The sequence below is a fragment of the uncultured Sphingomonas sp. genome (genome assembly GCF_913062585.1).
GTDB lineage: Bacteria > Pseudomonadota > Alphaproteobacteria > Sphingomonadales > Sphingomonadaceae > Sphingomonas.
This window is the reverse complement of the sequence record NZ_CAJXWX010000002.1, coordinates 255,359-273,553: the sequence shown is the minus strand read 5'-3', so window position 1 is coordinate 273,553 and position 18,195 is coordinate 255,359. Positions and strand designations below refer to the sequence as shown.

The window sequence follows — 18,195 nt, the reverse complement described above, 5'->3', positions numbered from 1 at the left end:
GCCATGACGGACCCCGTCGTCATCCTGTCCTATGCCCGTACCCCCATGGGGTCGTTCCAGGGCAGCCTTTCCGGCCTGACCGCCACCCAGCTGGGCGCCGCCGCCGTCAAGGGCGCGGTCGAGCGGGCCGGTGTCGATCCGTCCGTGATCGAGCGCATCCATATGGGCTGCGTCCTGCCCGCCGGGCTCGGCCAGGCGCCCGCGCGCCAGGCGGCGATCTTTGCCGGGCTGGGCGAGCATGTCGAGGCGACGACCGTCAACAAGATGTGCGGATCGGGGATGCAGGCCGCGATCATGGCCGCCGAGGCGCTGGCGGCGGGCGCCGCCGACCTGATCGTGGCGGGCGGCATGGAGAGCATGACGAACACCCCCTATCTCAGCCACAAGCATCGCGGCGGCGCGCGCATCGGCCATGACACGCTCTACGACCATATGTTCCTCGACGGGCTGGAGGATGCCTATGAGCGCGGCCGCCTGATGGGCCATTTCGCCGAGGAAGCGGCGCAGGAATATCAGTTCACGCGGGGCGCCCAGGACGATTTCGCCATCGCCTCGCTGGAGCGCGCCAAGGCGGCGCAAAGCTCGGGCGCGTTCGACCGGGAAATCGTGCCCGTCACGGTCAAGACCCGCAAGGGCGAGGAACAGGTGACGCTCGACGAACAGCCCGCCAGGGGCGATGCCACCAAGATCCCGACGCTGAAGCCCGCCTTTTCCAAGGACGGGACGATCACGGCGGCCAATGCCTCGTCCATCTCGGACGGCGCGGCGGCGCTGGTGATGACACGGGCCAGCGTCGCCGAGCGGCTGGGCCTGACCCCGATCGCCCGCATCGTGGCGCAGGGTACGCACGCCCATGCCCCGGCCCGCTTCACCACCGCGCCGGTCTTCGCGATGCGCAAGGTGCTGGAGCGCGCAGGCTGGTCGACCGGCGATGCGGATCTCTACGAGGTGAACGAGGCATTCGCGGCCGTGGCGATGATCGCCATGCGCGATCTGGACCTGTCGCACGACCGGCTGAACGTCCATGGCGGTGCCTGCGCACTGGGCCACCCGATCGGCGCGAGCGGCGCGCGGGTGCTGGCGACCCTGTTGTCGGCGCTGGAAACCAAGGGCGCACGGCGTGGCGTGGCGTCGCTGTGCATCGGCGGCGGCGAAGCGACGGCGATGGCGGTGGAGCTGATGTAAGGGGCCTTCCCGGTCCTTCGATCCTCGGCGGTCTGTCCTTCTTGCCTCCTTCCCGCCTGCGGGACAAGCTCCTCTTCTTGCTCCCCTCCCGCAGGCGGGAGGGGTTGGGGGAGGGCAAGGAGTCTCACCGAGACCATCGCCCGCGGCCTACCCTCCCCCGGCCCCTCCCGCCTGCGGGAGGGGAGAAGAAGGTCTGATCCTTGCCCCGATGCACACTCCTCTGGACGTGCCGAGCGCCCAACAGCTCAGCTTACGGCAACACCTCACCCGAATCGACGCCCCAGATTCCCGCCACCGGCACGAATCCCGCCTGCCCTTTCACGTCCAACCGGCACCACGCCCCGTTGCACTGGCTGATCCGCCCGACGACACCCGGCGCCGCGCGCCACAAGGTCTTGGCGTTCTCGTCCGGCGCGGCCCGCATCGGCAGCGGATCGGCGCTGCGGACGAAGGCGGTGCGGGTGTTGCGCAGCAGGACGGCCAGCATCCAGCCCTCGGTGCCGTCGGGGTCCTGTACCTTGCGCCATTCCTTGAACGCCGCGACCACCTTCACCGGCAGGTCGGGGCGGCGATAGGTCCAGCTGGCGGGATAGGCGCGCGCAGGGCCGGTGCGCATCCGGGCGAGCGAGGCCCCGATCGAGCCGTAATAGGGCATGGCCCGCTTGTCGGGCGCGGCGATGGCGGCGGGGGCGACCAGCCCCGTCGACGGCGTCATCACGATCAGTGCCAGTCCGGCGATGGACTTGCGCATCGTCTATCCTTTTATTTGCCCGCCCAAAGTCGCCTCTACGCCGAGCCGGGGCGGCGCTTCAACCATGTTCGCGCTCGAATCATGTTCGCGCATGGGGCGGCGATCCCCGGTTGACGGACCGGCGGCCATGCCCCAATCCGTGGGCCATGGCCGATCCTCGCCGCTGCCTGAACCCCAGGGTGGTCGTCACCCGCGAGTTGCCCGATCCGATCATGGACCGGATGGCCGCGCTGTTCGACACGGTGCTCAATCGCTCCGACCAGAAACTGAGCCGCAAGGATCTCGCCGCCGCCATGGCGACCTGCGACGTGCTGGTCCCGACCGTGACCGACACGATCGACGCCGCGCTGATCGCGGGCGCCGGCCCCCGGCTGAAGCTGATCGCCAATTTCGGCGCAGGCGTGAACCATATCGACCTGAAGGCGGCGCGAGCGCGCGGGATCATCGTCACCAACACCCCCGGCGTCCTGACCGAGGATACCGCCGACATGACGATGGCGCTGATCCTGTCGGTGCCGCGCCGCCTGGCCGAGGGAGAGAAGCTGGTGCGCTCCGGCGCGTGGAAGGGCTGGAGCCCCGGCGGGATGCTCGGCCACCGGATCGGCGGCAAGGCGCTGGGCGTGGTCGGCATGGGCCGTATCGGGCAGGCTGTGGCGCGCCGGGCGCGGGCGTTCGGCCTGTCGATCCATTACCACAACCGCCGCCGCCTGCCCGCCAGCATCGAGGCGGAGCTGGGCGCGACCTGGCATGCCGATCTCGACGCCATGCTGGGCGCGGTCGACATCGTGTCGATCCATACGCCGCTGAATGCCGACAGCCATGACCTGATCGACCGCCGCCGCATCGCCCTGATGCGCCCCCATGTCTATCTCATCAACGCCAGCCGGGGCGGCATCGTCGACGAGGACGCGCTGGTCGACGCATTGGAGGCGGGACGACTGGCGGGCGCGGGGCTCGACGTGTGGCGGCACGAACCCGAGATCGACCCGCGCCTGCTCGCGCTGCCCAATGTCGTGCTGACCCCGCATATGGGCTCCGCCACGCTGGAGGGCCGCGTCGCCTCGGGCGAAAAGGTCATCGCCAATATCCGCAGCTGGGCCGACGGCCACCGCCCGCCGGATCAGGTGCTGGAGGGGTGGCTGTAGGGGCGTCGGCAGCCTGATAGCCACCTTACTCCCCTCTCCCCTGGACAGAGGAGAGGGTTAGCGGAGCTTGCCAGCTTTGCTGGCTAGCGCAGCTTGGGTGAGGGGTCGAGCGAGCCCGAAGGCTCGCGCGCTCGCACATGCGAGCGCGCTCCCCTCACCCAGCTCCGACTAAGCCTTTGCTCTCGCAAAGACCAAGTCTGCGCAACCCTCTCCCCTCATAGAGGGGCGAGGGGCAGGGAGGATTTCTGACCGTATTTAATCTGCCGCCTGAGCGACAAATGTGAACCACGCGCCGTCTGCATGGTCATATAGCTGAACGACCTGATCCTCGATCCGGCAGGTGAAATGGCCAGAGGTGCTCCGGTCGAAGCCCTGGGTCGCCTCCTCGGCGATTTCCATGTAGATCGCGGCCCCGGTTCCGGTTTCGGTCAATTCGGGCAGCGTGCCGCCGAACTTCACGTTCCGGTCGCCATCCAGCCCCTGCAGATGCTCGCCGCGCGCCTCCGCTGCGATGCGGCGATGGCGATCCGCCGTCTGGTCATAGAGCCCCGCCACCGTCTTGCCGGTCACGAGCGCATGGGACGAGGCGGCGATGATCGCGCGGATATCTGGTTGCATGGCGCCCGACTGACACAGCCCATGCTGCGGATCAACCTTCGACGCCCCGTGCCGCACAGTCTCACCGAACTCTTTCAAAATGTTGCGACGCGGAACCGTCGCGACACGGCTGCATTCCCTCCCCTGTCATTCAACGGGAGTTACCATCATGAAAAAGCTGGCCATTACCTTTACCCTGGCCGCCGCTGCCCTGTCGATCTCGGCCTGTTCGACGCTGAAGGGTGCCGCCATCGGTGGTGCGGGCGGCGCAGGCGTGGCGGCGGCGACCGGTGGCAGTGTCGAGCGCGGCGCGGCAGTCGGCGGCACGGCGGGCGCGGTGGTCGGCACCGTCGCGGATTGAGGGATCGCGCGGGAGCGGCGGGCTAGACCCCTGCTCCCGCCGCCACCAAAGCCTGGATACGCGGTGCATCCTTCGGCCGCCCGAACAGACGCAACAGATCGAGCAATTCCTGACGGTCGGGCACGAACAGCGCGCCGTCCGCGATCTCGATCCGCTGACGCGTGCGCGGCTCGACCTGCTGCCACTGCCCGGCAACCGCGACAGCGAAACCCGCCATCACTTCGACCGGAACGGGCGAAACCGTCCAGCGCGCAAACGCCAAGGAGCGGAACAGGGGATCGGGCGGCATCGCGACCGGCGCGATGCCGAACCGGTCGAACACCGCATCGGCCAAATGCGGCTCGATCAGCAAGTCGACATCATGGATCGCACCGGCGTCAACGCCGTGCAGCGCCAGCGCCGCACTGCCGATGATCCACCAGCCACGCGGAAATGACGCCATCACCTCTGCGACGCCGTGGAGCGTTACGGTGAGGCCCGGCGTCATCATCCCGGATCAGTCGCCGGTCAGGATCCGGTCGACTAGCTGCTTCACGCTCGGCACGAACCCGTTCGAGTAGAAGGGGTCGCGCTTGAAGTTATAGGCCGCGTGGCCCGCGAACATCAGATTCTGCTCGACATCGCCGCCATGGGCGATCTCCTGCAGCGTCTTCTGGATGCAGAAGCTGCGCGGATCGGCCAGGCGGCCGGTCGAATTGGTCTCGCTGTCCGCCCAGCTGGAGAACAGGCACTGCGACAGGCAGCCCATGCAGTCGGCCTGGTCCTTGCGGATTTCCTTGGCCTCTTCGGGGCTCACGAAGACGAGCGTGTTGTCCGGCGTCTTCAGCGCCATGGTGAAGCCCGCGCCGAACCACTCGCGCGCGCGGAGCAGATCGCCCTTCGTCACCCAGAAATTCTTGCCCTTCACGCCCACGTCGAGCTGGAAGACATGGTCGCCCGCTTCCTGGGTCGAGAAGGCGATCTGGCGTTCCGAACGCGCTTCCAGGCCGCGCAGGAAGGGGTTGCGCACCGCGCTGGAATAGAAACCGGTCGGTGAGAAGCGATGGAGGAGGACGTCGCCCTCCTCGATCGTCATCAGACGCTGCTTCCACTCCTCCGGGATAGGGCTTTCCTGCGTCAGCAAGGGCCGCGTGCCGAACTGAAAGGCGATCTTGCCCAGCTCGGGATTGTCGATCCAGTCGTTCCAGTCGCGCAGATACCAGACGCCGCCCGCCATCACGATCGGCACCTCGTCCGAAATCCCGCCCTCGCGCATCGTATCGCGCAGCGCCTTCACGCGCGGATAGGGGTCCTGCGGCTGCAACGGGTCTTCGGCGTTGGACAGGCCGTTATGGCCACCGGCGAGCCAGGGATCCTCATAGACCACCGCCGCCAGCCATTCCGATGCCTTGGAATAGGCCCGCTTCCACAGCGCGCGGAAGGCGCGGCCCGAGGAGACGATCGGCAGATAGCTGACCTGGTGATGCGCAGCGATCTCGGACAGCTTGTAGGGCATGCCCGCGCCGCAGGTGACACCCGCGACCAGGCCCTTGGTGCGCGCCAGCACGCCTTCCAGCACCCGCTGCGCGCCGCCCATTTCCCACAGCACGTTGATGTTGATCGCACCCTTGCCACCGGCAATGTCCCAGGCGCGCTTCACCTGCTGGACCGCGCCCTCGATGGCATATTCGATCAGTTCCTCATGCCGCTCGCGCCGGGTCAGCGCGCGGTAGATCTGGGGAATGATCTTGCCTTCGGCATCATAGCTGTCCGCGTTCACCGCCGAGACGGTGCCGACACCGCCCGCCGCCGCCCAGGCACCGGCCGACGCGTGGTTGGTGGCGGCGACGCCCTTCCCGCCTTCGATCAGCGGCCAAACCTCGCGGCCGTTGTACAGGATGGGGCTCAAGCCTTTGAACACGTCTTTACCTTGTCTGTCCGAAAGGGCCTCATATAGCGTGTTAGGAACGCTAAGCGAGGGGGAATTAAAAGCACAGCCGCGTGCCGGACTCAGCCCAGCGCGCCCGGCCGTCCCAGAACCTGTTCGTAGAGCGCCTTGTAACGGGCGACCATCTGCGCCTGGTCGAACTCGGCCCGGACCTTGGCCTGGTTGGCCGCGCCTGCCTCGGCCCGCAGTTCGGGATGCGAGATCAGCGCCTGGATCACGTCGCGCAGCCGCACCTCGTTGGGGGCGTCGGCGATGAACTGGCGATTGGGCTCCGACACCATCATCGGCACGTCGCCGACCGACAGCGAGGCGATGGGCAAGCCCGCGGCCATGCCCTCCAGCACCGAAATCGGCGCCTGTTCCGACAGCGACGACAAGGCGACGATGTCGAAATGACGGATATAGTTATAGGGCCGCTCCAGAAAGCCAGGCATCACCAGCCGGTCGGCGATGCCCATGGCGGCGGCGGCCTGCTGGATATTGGCGCGCTCGGGCCCCTCGCCGACGATCACCAGGCGGAAACGGTTCGGGATGCCGCCCATCGCGCGGACCAGCATGGGCAGGTTCTTGACCGGACGCAGGCCCGCCAGCACGCCGATGACGATCTCCTTGGGCTGGCGGACAAAGCCGGGAATGCCCTTGGGATCGGGGTCGCGCGCATAGAGTTCGGTGGCGATGCCGTTGGGGATGCGGTGCACCCGCTCGGCGGGCTGTTTCCAGGTCTGGCGCGCGATGCCCTCCAGGATATGGCTGGGCACCGCCAGCGCATTCGCCGCCGACAAAGCGATACGGCGATAGATGTTGCGCTCGATCTTCAGGCCGCGCGCCTCGTCGGCGTTGAATCCGTCCTCGTGATGGACCAGCGGCGGCGCGCCCCTGGGATAGACGCGCCGCGCCATCACCCCGTCGATCGCGCCCCAATTATAGGTCAGCACCAGGTCGAAGCGACGCATATAGGCCGCGATCGCCTCATACCGCTTGACCGAGGGCTTGCCGGTCAGCGGCGGCGCGTCCTGCGCGATCTCGTAGCGAATGCCCTTGGCGATCGCATCACGCGCGCCCAGTTCATCGGGAAGCCCCGAGACGATGGTATGTTTCGCCGCGTCGCCGAACGCGTTCATCAACGCGACCGCGCGCGCCTCCTTGCCGCCGAGCGAGAAGGAGGAATGGAGATGCAGGATGTTCAGCGGACGGGCCATGGTCGCCGGATTAGCGAGCGGCAGCGGGGTTGGAAACCGCTAACGCCACCTTCCTCCCCTGCAAGGGGAGGTGGCAGGCCGAAGGCCTGACGGAGGGGTGTCACGGTCGGAGAGGGTGGGCCATACTCGCCACCGGGAACACCCCTCCACCAGCTTCGCTGGTCCCCCTCCCCTTACAGGGGAGGAATGTGCCGGTCCTATCCCGCGACCCGGTCGAGCAAACGACCGATCCCGGCCAGCGCCTCCGGCTCGGTGAGGAGCGGCGTGTGGCCGACACCCGGCACCGTCACCAGTTCGGACGGCGACAGCCGCTCGACCATCCGCTCGGCGACGCCTGCGCTCAGGATATCCGACCGCTCGCCGCGCACGACCAGCGTCGGCACGCCGTTCAGCGCATCGAGCGCCGCCCACATGTCCGGCCCCGCCTCGGTATTGGGCACGCGGAACGGCTCGGCGATCTTCAGGTCATAGTCGAGCACGATCCGCCCCGCGCTGGTCAGGCGGTGGGTGCGCTTTGCCATGGCCAGCCAGTCCTCGATCCCCCAATCGGGATAGACGTCCTCGTTATTCTCCTGCACGCAGCGCGCGGCGTGAAGCCAGGTTGGGAAGCTCTGTCCCTTGCCCACATAGCCGCGGATGCGCGCCAGGCCCGCCGCCTCGATCTCCGGCCCAATATCGTTGAGCACCGCACCCGCCAGCCGCCCGCGCGCGGTCGCCGCCAGGATCATGGTCACGATCCCGCCCAGCGACGTGCCGACCGCGACGAAACGGGTGATGCCCAGCTCGTCCAGCATCGCCTCGACATCCTGGACATAGGTGAGCGGCACATAGCTCATCGGGTCCTTGGCATAGGCGCTCTCGCCCCGCCCCCGGAAGCTGACCGCAATGATGCGCGCGCGTCCCGCCAGCGCCTCGGCCATCCCCTCGAAATCGCGGGCATTGCGGGTGAGCCCCGGCAGGCAGAGGATCGGCGGCAGCGCATCGTCACCCGGATAGTCGCGCGCGTGGAGCCGCAGGCCGTCTTTCGACCACCAATACCGATTCTCATGAGGGATCATGCTTGAAGGTCCTCCGGTGCCGCCTCCATATCGCGGTATGCCCGTATCCCCGCAAGCCTATCGCCCGTCCGCCGCCCTGACCGAGGTCGCCGATTTCCTGACCGACCCGGTCGAGGCAGCCGATTTTCCGCAGACGCTCATTCGCTACCGCAACGACCGCGCCGCCGCCGAGATCGGGCTGGAGACGCTGAGCGATGACGAATGGGCCCAGCATCTTGGCCGCTTCGCGCCTTTACCCGGCACGCTGCCCGGCCCGATGGCGATGCGCTATCATGGCCACCAGTTCCGCCAGTATAATTCCGACCTGGGCGACGGGCGCGGCTTTACCTTTGCGCAGATGGTGGCGCGCGATGGCCGGTTGCTCGAACTCGGCACCAAGGGATCGGGGCAGACGCCATACAGCCGGTTCGGCGACGGTCGCCTGACCCTGAAAGGCGGGGTCCGCGAGATCCTGGCGACCGAGATGCTGGAGGCGCTGAACGTCCCAACCTCGCGCACCCTGTCGATCATCGAGACGGGCGAGGCGCTGCACCGGGGCGACGAGCCCTCCCCTACGCGCTCGGCCGTGATGGTGCGGATGAGCCATGGCCATATCCGCATCGGCAGTTTCCAGCGCCTGGCCTTCGAGCGCGACGAGGCGGGCATGAAGCGGCTGGTCGCTTACGTCCTGCGCCACTTTTACGGCGAGGATTCCGACGATCCCGTCCGGCTGCTGACCCTGGTGGCACAGCGCACCGCGAGGCTAGCGGCGCGTTACATGGCCGCCGGGTTCGTCCACGGCGTGCTCAATTCCGACAATATCAACGTGACCGGCGAGAGCTTCGACTATGGCCCGTGGCGGTTCGCGCCGAGCTGGGACCCAGAATTCACCGCCGCCTATTTCGACCAGATGGGCCTTTATGCGCTGGCCCGCCAGCCCGAGGCGATCCAGTGGGACGTGATGCAACTGGCCTCCAGCCTGCGCCTGATTGCCGAGAGCGATCCGCTGATCGCCGCGCTGGAGGGGTTCGCCACCACCTATCAGGCGGAGATCGTAACCGCGATCCTCTGGCGACTGGGGCTGATCCCGCGTGGCGGGACCGAGGACCGCGCACTGGTGCAGAGCTTCGAACGGGCGCTACGCACCTCGCAGGCGAGCCTGGACCGAGTCTATTTTGACCTGTTTGGCGGCAAGATCCCCGACCAGTATGACGAGGTCTGGAACGAGCTTCGCGACCTGATCGAGCCCTATGCGCCGCGCCGTGCCCGCGACCATACCTATTGGCAGGGCGCGCCCGAATCCATGCTGATCGACGAGGTCGAGGCGATCTGGGCGCCGATCGCCGAGCGGGACGACTGGACCGCGCTGTACGACAAGGTCGCGCGGGTGCGGGCCATGGGCGCCGCGCTTGCCGACCCCGGTGCGGCGGACTAGCCTTTCGCGCCATGACCGAATTTCTATCGACATTCGAACCCGCCACCGGGGCGCTGCTTGCCGAGCTGCCGATCGGCGACGCCTTCCGGGCGGTCGCGGTCGCCCGTGAGGCCTGGCCCGATTGGGCCGCTACGCCGCTGGCCGATCGGATCGCGACGCTCCGCCGTTTCGCCGAGATCGTGCGCGACCGGGCGGACGGCTTTGCCGACCTGATCGCACGCGAAACCGGCAAGCCGCTCTGGGAGGCGAAGACCGAGGTCGACACGGTCATTGCCAAGGTCGCCATTTCGATCACGGCGCAGGAAGAGCGCGCCGGAACCCGTGTCACCGACCAGCCGGGCGGCGGACGCATGGCGCTGCGCCACCGGCCCCATGGCGTGCTGGCGGTGCTGGGGCCGTATAATTTCCCGGCGCACCTGCCCAACGGTCATATCGTGCCCGCTTTGCTGGCGGGAAACGCGGTGGTGTTCAAACCCTCCGAAAAAACGCCCGCGAGCGGCGCCTTCCTGGTCGAATGCTATCTTGCGGCGGGCGTGCCCGAGGGCGTCGTCCAGCTATTGATCGGTGGTCCCGACCAGGGCCGGGCGCTGGCCGGGCATGAGGATATTGACGGCCTGCTCTTCACCGGCTCGGCGCGCACCGGCCTGGCGCTCAACCGCCAGTTCGCCGAACGGCCGGAGAAGATCCTGGCGCTGGAAATGGGTGGCAACAACCCGCTGATCGTGTGGGACGATCCCGACCTGGACGCCGCCGCCGCGCTGATCGTACAATCGGCCTATACGACCGCCGGGCAGCGCTGCACGGCGGGGCGGCGGCTGATCGTCGAGGATCGGATCTATGATCCGCTGATGGCGGCGCTGACCGGCTTGGTCGATCGGATCGTCATCGGCGCGCCGCATGACGACCCCGTGCCGTTCATGGGGCCGGTGATCGACGATAACGCGGCCGAGCATCTGCTGACCGCAGTCGGCGATCTGGTCGCCAAGGGGGCAAAGATCATCCGGCCGCTTGAACGCCTGAAAGCCGGTCTACCGCTGCTGACCCCGGCGATCCTGGACGTGAGCGACGTCGCCGACCGACCCGATGACGAGCTGTTCGGCCCGGTCCTGCAAGTCGCCCGCGCAACCGATTTCGCCGATGCGCTACGACAGGCCAATGCCACCCGCTACGGCCTGTCGGCCTCGCTGATCAGCCCCTCGCGCGAACGCTACGACAATTTCTGGACCGGCATCCGCGCCGGGATCGTCAACTGGAACCGCCCGACCAACGGCGCGGCGTCGAGCGCGCCGTTCGGCGGCATCGGCTGGTCGGGCAACCACCGGCCCAGCGCCTATTATGCGGCCGATTACTGCGCCTATCCGGTCGCCAGCGCGGAGGCAGACGGCGTCGCCGCGACCATCCCGATCGGCCTGCGCGGATAAGGAAACGGCCCGGAACCGAAGTCCCGGACCGTCCCGTTGCATCAGAAGCGGGCGGAGATGCCGACCCGCAGCGTGCGTCCCCGGACCGTGTAATAGGTCGGGAAGGTGTTGAAGCCTCCACCAATGGCATATTGGGTGTCGTACCCGATCAGCGGCGGGTCCTTGTCGAACAGGTTCTGAACGTTGAACCGCACATCGATCCCCTTCACCAGCGTGACGTTGGTGTTGAAGTCGAAATAGCTGTAACCCGGGATACGGTTGACCAGCGGATAGGTCTGGCCCGGCGCGGCGGCCAGCACCGTGTTGCTCGACAGCTTCGACAGGTTGCTCGGGCCGGTGTAGCGCCAAGTGAAGCCCAGGCCACCCTTGATCCAGGGCAGTTGCCAATTCACGCCCGCGACATGGCGCCAGCGCGGCATCGGATCGCCGCAGGCGAATCCGAAATAGCCCAGGCAGGACCAGGGCGTGTTGCCCGGCGCGAACTGCCGCTCGAACTTGGTCGTCAGCGTTCCGTTGAAGTTCAGGCCGAAGGTACCGATGTCGCTCGCGATGCCCAGACGCTTGGGATCGAGCGCATAGTTGGTGGCGAAGTCGATACCGCGCGTCGCGGTATAGCCCGAATTGTTATAGCGCGCATCCGCCACCAGCAAACGCCCCGTCTGCGGATCGCGCTGATAGAACTGGCAGAAGAACTGCACCTTGTTGTCATAGCATTGGTTGAACGCCATGCCGATGCGGGTCCATTCGAACGCGCCCTGGATGTTGATGTCGTACCAGTCGACCGATGCCGTCAGTCCGGGGATGAAGCGCGGCTGCAACACGACGCCCAGCGTCTTGCTGCGCGACCGCTCCGGCTGCAGATTCGAGTTGCCGCCATTGACCAGAGTGGTCGGACAGAAGCCCTGCGAGTCGCAGCCGGTATAACTGGTCAGCGCATCATATTGCGCCCGCGTCATGCCGATCGAGCATTGGTCGAACGTATAGCGCTGGACCCCCTTGCCGTTCGACGCGGCGCGCGGCGGCGCGCACAGATCGAGCATCGGGGTGTTGGGATAGCGATTCTCGCCCTCCAACCGCTGTTGCACGCCGACGCGCACCGCGCGGTTGTAGCTGCCGCGGAACCGGATGCCAGCGAACGGCGACCAGCTCGCCTCCGCCTTCCAGCTGTGGATCAGTTTGTCATAGATGTCGTAATCGGAAATCCGATAGCCGCCATTGACGCTGAGTTCCTTGAAGAACGGCTTGTTCTCGATCAGCGGAATGTCGATTTCGCCGCCCAGTTCCTTCACGCTGGTGCGGCCATCGAAGGTGGTGAAGTTCGACCACGCCCCATAGCCGGTCGACTGGTTCCGATACTTGCGATACTCGCCGGTGATCGCGAAGCCGATGCCGCTCTCCGCCCAGGGGCTCTTCAGCCCATAATCCTCCAGCGTCCCCGACACGATGCCGTTAATGACCTGAAGATCATTCTGCTGACGGCGACTGCCGACGCCGGTCAGCCAGTTATAGACTGCGTCGCTGACCGACGTGTTGGACGAAAAGGCATCGACGGGCTGGCAGTTCGGGTCGGTGCCGTTGATCTTGGACAGACAGGTCGGCACGCCGTTCACGTTGCGCACCTGAAGCCCGCGCGCCAGGCGATCGGCCTGATCGGACAGCCCCATATGGTCGCCCGAACCATTCTGGATGTTCCGGGTCTGCTGATAGCTCAGCTCGAACCGGATCTTGTCCACGATCTTGCCCGACAGGCCAAGCGAGCCGCGCCAATCGTCCGTCGTATTGCGGAAATTCTGGATCATGCCGGGGCGGAACAGCGACAGCGAGATGGGATCGCTGAGCGCGGTCGTTCCGGCCGCCGCACCGCAAATCGCCTGCGCCTGCGCCCGACCCAGGAACGGATTGTCGCAATTGACCGGCGCCGCCGGGGTCCACATGCCCCCGTCGACCGAGTTGAACCCGCGCTCGACGATCTTGCTGTAGAGGAAGCTGCCGGTCAGCCGCATGCCGACGGGCAAGTCCGCCGTCAGGAAGCCGCCCGCATTGACCGTCTCGCTCCGTCGCTGAACATTGTCGACACGCTGAACACGCACCTCGTCCGCCGTGTCATAGGGGCGGAAGCTGCGCGAGCCGTCGCGGGCGTTGCTCAGGTCCTGATTGTTGATGCCGAAATAATTATACGGGTTGTAGGTCGTGCCGTAGCATGTCCATTTCGTGTTGCCCGCGTCGATATTGTTGGGGTCGAACATCTGCAGCGGACAATTGGTCGTATCCAGGTTTCGGAACTGGATCGGGTCGGCTTTTTTATACGTTGCGAAGGCGCTGATGTTCAGTCGATCACCCAGCAGGTTCTGACCCGCCGCAACCGATGCGAAATAATTGCCGCCGCCCAGATAGGAACCGCGCGGATAGGTATAGCCCGCGTCCTTGGCGGTCTGAGCCAGTAGCGCGCTGTTGTTGTTGTGATTGAAACCACTGACTTCCCCGTCAAAGGCGATGCCGTTGAACTTGCGCTTCACGATGAAGTTGACGACGCCTGCGATCGCATCCGATCCGTACACCGCCGACGCACCGCCGGTCATGATGTCGATCCGGTCGATCAGCGCGCCGGGAATGATGTTGACGTCATTGTCCATCCGCTGGCCGTTGAGCAGCGTCAGGGTCCGGCCCGAACCCAGGTTGCGCAGGCCGACCGGCGCGGCGCCCGATGTCCAGGTCGACCCCTGGAGACCCAGCATCGGCGTAACCTGCGGCAATTGTGCCAGCGCGTCCTCGATCCGGGCGAGGCCGCGTTCCTTCAGATAGGTGGCGTCGATCGTGGTGATCGGCGCATTGCTTTCCATATTGGGGCGAACGATGCGCGTGCCGGTGACGACGACGTCGCTCGGGTCGGTGGCCTCCTGCTTGGCGTCGATCTTGTCGGCCGAGGCAGCGACGCCCGAAATGGTGGCATCGTCCTTGACGGGCTGCTCGACAGTCTGAGCCGATGCGACACCGCACCAAGCCATGGCAATCAACGACGCACCGATACCGGCCCGCACGCACTTAAATGTCCCCATTCTCGATTCCCCCCGAGATTTATGTCCCTGGGGTCAGAAGAGCATAACTCGGAGCAATAGGCAAATATTATATACTATATGCGGTGCAGCATGGTTTGAAGCTAACCTACCCGCGCCCCAAGCATCGCTCGGTTGCCGGACCCGCAGCGCAGGCGCACATGGAGCATCATGGCTAGTCTTCTCGATCCTACGGCGCGCGGGCGCGTGATCCTTGTCGGTGCCGGGCCCGGCGATCCGGGGCTGTTGACCGTTCGCGCGGTCGAGGCGCTGAAGACCGCCGATGTCGTCGTGCATGACGGGCTGATCGACTTGCGCGTGCTCGACCTCGCCCCGCCTGACGCACAGCGCATCTCGGTCGCCAAGCGGCGCGCGCGGCATACGCTGTCGCAGGATGCGATCAACGCACTGATCGTCGCACATGTGAAGACCGGCGCGATCGTCGTGCGGCTGAAGGGCGGCGACCCGTTCATCTTCGGCCGCGGCGGCGAAGAGGTGGAGGCGGTGCGCGCCGCCGGGCTGCCGGTCGAGGTGATCCCCGGCGTCTCGGCCGCACTCGGCTGCGCGGCGGAGGCGATGCTACCGCTGACCCACCGCGACCATAGCTCGGCCGTGTCCTTCGTCGCGGGCCAGTGCAAGGGCCTGACCGATCAGGACTGGTCGGGGCTGGCGGGCCAGGGCCGCACGCTCGTCATCTATATGGGCGTGGCGACCGCCAACGGCATCGCCGACAAGCTGATGGCCGATGGCGTCGCGCCCGACATGCCGGTCGCGGTGCTGGAGCGCGGCACGCTGGAGGGGCACCGCGCGATCCGCACCCTGCTCGCCGATCTCGGCCCGATGGTCGAGCGCGAGAAGGTTCAGAGCCCGGCGATCATCGTCGTCGGCGAAGTCGTGACGCTGTCGGATGCCGAGGACAAGCTCGCGCGTTGGGCCCGTGTGGCGGAAGGGATGAGCGCATGAAGCTGTTGACGGGCAATGATCTGGCGACCGGCGATGTCGTCTGGTGGACCGGTGGCGACTGGTCGCGCCATATCGAGGATGCGGTCGATGTCGGCGGACAAGGCGAGGCGATCCTGCGGGCCGAGGAAGGCGCGCGCCGGGTCAACGTGCCCTATCTGATCGACGCCGAGGCGACCGAACAGGGCCCCCGCCCCGCCCATATCAAGGACCGTATCCGCGCACTCGGCCCCACGGTGCGCCCCGACCTGACGCTGAAGCCCGCCGATGCGGATGCCGGCGCCTGGGTCATCTGAGAGAGTAACCGATGTACCGCTACGACGAATATGACCAGAGCATCGTCGATGCCCGTGTCGAGGAATTTCGCGACCAGGTGGAACGCCGCCTGTCGGGCGCGCTGACCGAGGATCAGTTCAAGCCGCTCCGGCTGATGAACGGCCTCTATCTTCAGCTGCACGCCTATATGCTGCGCGTCGCGGTGCCCTATGGCACGCTGGACAGCCGCCAGATGCGGATGTTGGGCCATATCGCGCGCAAGTACGATCGCGGCTACGGCCATTTCACCACGCGCCAGAATATCCAGTATAACTGGATCAAGCTGGCCGATGCGCCCGACATCCTGGCGGAGCTGGCGACCGTGCAGATGCACGCCATCCAGACCTCGGGCAACTGCATCCGCAACATCTCGTCCGACCAGTTCGCCGGTGCCGCCGCCGACGAGGTCGCCGATCCGCGCCCCTGGGCCGAGCTGCTGCGGCAATGGTCGACCTTCCACCCGGAATTCACCTATCTGCCGCGCAAGTTCAAGATCGCGGTGATCGCGGCGGACGAGGATCGCGCGGCGATGCGGCTGCACGATATCGGCATCCAGCTGCTGGAGCGGGACGGCGTGCTCGGCGCGAAGATCTTCGTCGGCGGCGGCATGGGGCGCACCCCGATGATCGCGCATGAGGTGAAGGACTTCATCACCGCCGACCATCTGATGAGCTATCTGGAGGCGTGCCTGCGGGTCTATAACCGCTATGGCCGGCGCGATAATATCTACAAGGCGCGGATCAAGATCCTGCTGCACGAGATCGGCGTGGATGCCTATCGCGAACAGGTGGAGGCGGAGTTCGCCGCGATCCGCGATCTCGGCATAGACCCGCCGGTCGCCGAGCTGGCGCGGATCACCGCGATGTTTGCCGGGCCCGATTTTGCGAGCGATGCGCCCGATACGATCGACCGCTCCGACCCCGATTTCGCGGTCTGGCTCGACCAGAATGTCGCCGCGCACAAGCAGCCCGGCCATGCCATCGTCACGATCAGCCTGAAGCCGATCGGCGGCATCCCCGGCGACGCCTCGGCCGACCAGATCGACCTGATGGCCGACCTCGCCGAGCGTTACGGCCATGACGAACTGCGCGTGACGCATGCCCAGAACATCGTCCTGCCGCATGTCCGCAAGGCCGATCTCTACGCCATCTGGACCGCGCTTCGCGACGCCGGGCTGGCCGAGGCGAATCTCGACCTGATCTCGGACATCATCGCCTGTCCGGGCCTGGATTATTGCAGCCTGGCCAATGCCCGCTCCATCCCACTGGCGCAAAAGATCGGTGAGCGTTTCGCCGGGCGGCAGCGCGAGCTGGGCGAGCTGAAGCTGAAGATCTCGGGCTGCATCAACGCCTGTGGCCACCACCATGCCGGGCATATCGGCATCTTGGGCGTCGATAAGAAAGGCACCGAAAATTACCAGCTGCTGCTCGGCGGATCGGGCGCGGAGGATGTGTCGCTGGGCAAGATCACCGGCCCTGGCTTCGACGAGGACGGCGTGGTCGATGCCATCGAGCGCGTAACCGATCGTTATGTCGAACTGCGCGAGGGCGGCGAACGCTTCCTCGACACCTATCGCCGCGTCGGCATGCAGCCGTTCAAGGAAGCCATTTATGGTTGAGCCGATCACCGTGAACACCAATGCGGGCGAGACGCTGCTGCGCTTTCGCGACGATGTCGTGCATGACGAACCGGCGGTGACGCTGGACGCATTTCTGGGCCAGACCAACGCCACCGCCGTCCGGCTGGAGGCGGGCGACGATGCCCGGGCGCTGCTACCGCATCTGGGGCAGATCGCTTTGGTCGAGATCAGTTTCCCGACCTTTCGCGACGGGCGCGGCTATTCGGCGGCACGGATCCTGCGCGAGGCAGGATTCGAGGGCGAGTTGCGCGCGGCGGGCGATGTGTTGGTCGACCAGATCCCGCATATGCGCCGCTGCGGATTCGACAGCTTCGCGCCGGAAAAGCCGGTCGATGCGGCCACGCTGACCAAGCTGCTGAACCTCTATCCGCAACCCTATCAGAAGGCGGCGGATACCCGCGTGCCGGTGTGGAAGCTGCGCCATGGCTGAGCGGGCGCTCGACCGGATCGACGTTCGGCCCGCTTATACGGCGGAGGACGCTGGGGCCTATGAAGCGCGGTTCGCAGGCGTATCGGCGCCCGAGATGCTGCGCGCGCTGCTGGCCGGCGAATTGCACGGGCAGATCGCGGCGGTGTCGTCCTTCGGCACCGAGTCCGCCGTGCTGCTGCATATGGTCGCGCAGGCCGATCCCGCGACGCCGGTAGTCTTCACCGACACGCTGAAGATGTTTCCCGAGACGCTCGCCTATCGCGATACTTTGGTCGCGCGGCTGGGCCTGCTCGACGTGCGGGTGATCCAGCCCGACCCCACGCTGCTGGCGGCCAAGGACCCGGAGGGCATCCGTCACGGCTATGACCCCGATGGCTGCTGCGACCTGCGCAAGGTCGAGCCGCTGGTGCGCGGCCTCGCCCCCTTCGAGGCCTGGATTTCGGGCCGCAAGGGTTTCCAGGCGGGCACCCGCCGCGCCCTGCCCCGGTTCGAGGTCGAGGATGGCCGATTGAAGCTCAACCCGCTGGCGGATTGGGACAAGGCGGCGCTGGACGGCTATTTCGCCGCGCACGAGCTGCCGCGTCATCCCCTGGAGGCACAAGGCTATCTGTCGATCGGCTGTGCCCCCTGCACCAGCGCGGTCAAACCCGGAGAAGACCCGCGCGCGGGCCGCTGGCGTGGGTTCGACAAGGTCGAATGCGGGATACACCGGCCGGTCTCCGCCGTTTAACCTCCGACAA

At 66.6% G+C, this 18,195-nt stretch carries 17 protein-coding genes; 10 read left to right on the top strand and 7 right to left on the bottom strand.

What is annotated here, in order from left to right:
• The first annotated feature begins 3 nt into the window (after positions 1 to 3).
• Positions 4 to 1,185 carry an acetyl-CoA C-acyltransferase gene (locus QZ546_RS03010; RefSeq protein ID WP_294234461.1) on the top strand — a complete coding sequence of 394 codons (1,182 nt, stop codon included), beginning with the start codon at positions 4 to 6 and terminating at the stop codon, positions 1,183 to 1,185.
• Between the two features lie 250 nt (positions 1,186 to 1,435).
• On the opposite strand, the gene QZ546_RS03005 is transcribed toward QZ546_RS03010, so the two are convergent.
• A complete protein-coding gene (locus QZ546_RS03005; RefSeq protein ID WP_294234458.1) occupies positions 1,436 to 1,936 on the bottom strand; it encodes an SH3 domain-containing protein in 501 nt (166 codons plus the stop codon).
• Between the two features lie 146 nt (positions 1,937 to 2,082).
• On the opposite strand from QZ546_RS03005, the gene QZ546_RS03000 reads away from it, so the two are divergent.
• Positions 2,083 to 3,081, top strand: coding sequence for a D-glycerate dehydrogenase (locus tag QZ546_RS03000; protein ID WP_294234454.1), 999 nt, complete (start codon positions 2,083 to 2,085; stop codon positions 3,079 to 3,081).
• Between the two features lie 255 nt (positions 3,082 to 3,336).
• Here the strand turns inward: QZ546_RS03000 and QZ546_RS02995 are convergent, their stop codons facing one another.
• Complete coding sequence (locus QZ546_RS02995; RefSeq protein WP_294234451.1) at positions 3,337 to 3,699, bottom strand: hypothetical protein; 363 nt, start codon at positions 3,697 to 3,699, stop codon at positions 3,337 to 3,339.
• A 148-nt stretch (positions 3,700 to 3,847) separates the two neighbouring features.
• On the opposite strand from QZ546_RS02995, the gene QZ546_RS02990 reads away from it, so the two are divergent.
• Positions 3,848 to 4,039: a hypothetical protein gene (locus QZ546_RS02990; RefSeq protein ID WP_294234449.1), complete on the top strand. Its 192-nt coding sequence runs from the start codon at positions 3,848 to 3,850 to the stop codon at positions 4,037 to 4,039.
• Positions 4,040 to 4,061: 22 nt separating this feature from the next.
• Here the strand turns inward: QZ546_RS02990 and QZ546_RS02985 are convergent, their stop codons facing one another.
• The 4 genes from QZ546_RS02985 to QZ546_RS02970 form a co-directional block, all read right to left on the bottom strand.
• Positions 4,062 to 4,529 carry a hypothetical protein gene (locus QZ546_RS02985; RefSeq protein ID WP_294234446.1) on the bottom strand — a complete coding sequence of 156 codons (468 nt, stop codon included), beginning with the start codon at positions 4,527 to 4,529 and terminating at the stop codon, positions 4,062 to 4,064.
• Between the two features lie 6 nt (positions 4,530 to 4,535).
• The gene (locus QZ546_RS02980) at positions 4,536 to 5,939 is read right to left on the bottom strand and encodes a nitronate monooxygenase (RefSeq protein ID WP_294234443.1); all 1,404 of its coding nucleotides are present in this window, start codon (positions 5,937 to 5,939) and stop codon (positions 4,536 to 4,538) included.
• Between the two features lie 89 nt (positions 5,940 to 6,028).
• Positions 6,029 to 7,165 carry a glycosyltransferase family 4 protein gene (locus QZ546_RS02975; RefSeq protein WP_294234439.1) on the bottom strand — a complete coding sequence of 379 codons (1,137 nt, stop codon included), beginning with the start codon at positions 7,163 to 7,165 and terminating at the stop codon, positions 6,029 to 6,031.
• Positions 7,166 to 7,362: 197 nt separating this feature from the next.
• The gene (locus QZ546_RS02970) at positions 7,363 to 8,223 is read right to left on the bottom strand and encodes an alpha/beta hydrolase (protein WP_294234436.1); all 861 of its coding nucleotides are present in this window, start codon (positions 8,221 to 8,223) and stop codon (positions 7,363 to 7,365) included.
• A 37-nt stretch (positions 8,224 to 8,260) separates the two neighbouring features.
• Between QZ546_RS02970 and QZ546_RS02965 the strand changes: the two genes are divergently transcribed.
• Together QZ546_RS02965 and astD are read left to right on the top strand one after the other, a co-directional pair.
• A complete protein-coding gene (locus QZ546_RS02965) occupies positions 8,261 to 9,637 on the top strand; it encodes a protein adenylyltransferase SelO family protein (RefSeq protein ID WP_294234664.1) in 1,377 nt (458 codons plus the stop codon).
• A gap of 11 nt (positions 9,638 to 9,648) precedes the next feature.
• Entirely contained in the window at positions 9,649 to 11,058 is a 1,410-nt protein-coding gene (gene astD, locus QZ546_RS02960) for a succinylglutamate-semialdehyde dehydrogenase (RefSeq protein ID WP_294234433.1), read from the top strand.
• Positions 11,059 to 11,099: 41 nt separating this feature from the next.
• Here astD and QZ546_RS02955 read toward each other — a convergent pair whose 3' ends face one another.
• The gene (locus QZ546_RS02955; RefSeq protein ID WP_294234430.1) at positions 11,100 to 14,096 is read right to left on the bottom strand and encodes a TonB-dependent receptor; all 2,997 of its coding nucleotides are present in this window, start codon (positions 14,094 to 14,096) and stop codon (positions 11,100 to 11,102) included.
• Between the two features lie 186 nt (positions 14,097 to 14,282).
• On the opposite strand from QZ546_RS02955, the gene cobA reads away from it, so the two are divergent.
• From cobA to QZ546_RS02930, 5 genes are read left to right on the top strand one after another with little or no spacing between them, the layout of a single operon-like run.
• Positions 14,283 to 15,074: a uroporphyrinogen-III C-methyltransferase gene (gene cobA, locus QZ546_RS02950; protein WP_294234426.1), complete on the top strand. Its 792-nt coding sequence runs from the start codon at positions 14,283 to 14,285 to the stop codon at positions 15,072 to 15,074.
• Complete coding sequence (locus QZ546_RS02945) at positions 15,071 to 15,367, top strand: DUF2849 domain-containing protein (RefSeq protein ID WP_294234424.1); 297 nt, start codon at positions 15,071 to 15,073, stop codon at positions 15,365 to 15,367. Before cobA ends, QZ546_RS02945 begins: the two co-directional genes overlap by 4 nt.
• A gap of 11 nt (positions 15,368 to 15,378) precedes the next feature.
• Positions 15,379 to 17,004, top strand: a complete 1,626-nt coding sequence (locus QZ546_RS02940; RefSeq protein ID WP_294234422.1) for a nitrite/sulfite reductase — start codon at positions 15,379 to 15,381, stop codon at positions 17,002 to 17,004.
• On the top strand, positions 16,997 to 17,455 hold the full coding sequence (locus tag QZ546_RS02935; protein WP_294234419.1) for a DUF934 domain-containing protein: 459 nt from the start codon (positions 16,997 to 16,999) through the stop codon (positions 17,453 to 17,455). The genes QZ546_RS02940 and QZ546_RS02935 overlap by 8 nt, the downstream gene beginning before the upstream one ends.
• Positions 17,448 to 18,185 carry a phosphoadenylyl-sulfate reductase gene (locus tag QZ546_RS02930; RefSeq protein ID WP_294234417.1) on the top strand — a complete coding sequence of 246 codons (738 nt, stop codon included), beginning with the start codon at positions 17,448 to 17,450 and terminating at the stop codon, positions 18,183 to 18,185. The genes QZ546_RS02935 and QZ546_RS02930 overlap by 8 nt, the downstream gene beginning before the upstream one ends.
• The last annotated feature ends 10 nt before the right edge of the window (positions 18,186 to 18,195 follow it).

Coding starts and splice junctions, on each gene's coding strand:
- QZ546_RS03010 (WP_294234461.1), top strand. CDS start 4: ATGACGGACCCCGTCGTCATCCTGTCCTATGCCCGTACCCCCATGGGG.
- QZ546_RS03005 (WP_294234458.1), bottom strand. CDS start 1,936: ATGCGCAAGTCCATCGCCGGACTGGCACTGATCGTGATGACGCCGTCG.
- QZ546_RS03000 (WP_294234454.1), top strand. CDS start 2,083: ATGGCCGATCCTCGCCGCTGCCTGAACCCCAGGGTGGTCGTCACCCGC.
- QZ546_RS02995 (WP_294234451.1), bottom strand. CDS start 3,699: ATGCAACCAGATATCCGCGCGATCATCGCCGCCTCGTCCCATGCGCTC.
- QZ546_RS02990 (WP_294234449.1), top strand. CDS start 3,848: ATGAAAAAGCTGGCCATTACCTTTACCCTGGCCGCCGCTGCCCTGTCG.
- QZ546_RS02985 (WP_294234446.1), bottom strand. CDS start 4,529: ATGATGACGCCGGGCCTCACCGTAACGCTCCACGGCGTCGCAGAGGTG.
- QZ546_RS02975 (WP_294234439.1), bottom strand. CDS start 7,165: ATGGCCCGTCCGCTGAACATCCTGCATCTCCATTCCTCCTTCTCGCTC.
- QZ546_RS02970 (WP_294234436.1), bottom strand. CDS start 8,223: ATGATCCCTCATGAGAATCGGTATTGGTGGTCGAAAGACGGCCTGCGG.
- QZ546_RS02965 (WP_294234664.1), top strand. CDS start 8,261: ATGCCCGTATCCCCGCAAGCCTATCGCCCGTCCGCCGCCCTGACCGAG.
- astD (WP_294234433.1), top strand. CDS start 9,649: ATGACCGAATTTCTATCGACATTCGAACCCGCCACCGGGGCGCTGCTT.
- cobA (WP_294234426.1), top strand. CDS start 14,283: ATGGCTAGTCTTCTCGATCCTACGGCGCGCGGGCGCGTGATCCTTGTC.
- QZ546_RS02945 (WP_294234424.1), top strand. CDS start 15,071: ATGAAGCTGTTGACGGGCAATGATCTGGCGACCGGCGATGTCGTCTGG.
- QZ546_RS02940 (WP_294234422.1), top strand. CDS start 15,379: ATGTACCGCTACGACGAATATGACCAGAGCATCGTCGATGCCCGTGTC.
- QZ546_RS02935 (WP_294234419.1), top strand. CDS start 16,997: ATGGTTGAGCCGATCACCGTGAACACCAATGCGGGCGAGACGCTGCTG.
- QZ546_RS02930 (WP_294234417.1), top strand. CDS start 17,448: ATGGCTGAGCGGGCGCTCGACCGGATCGACGTTCGGCCCGCTTATACG.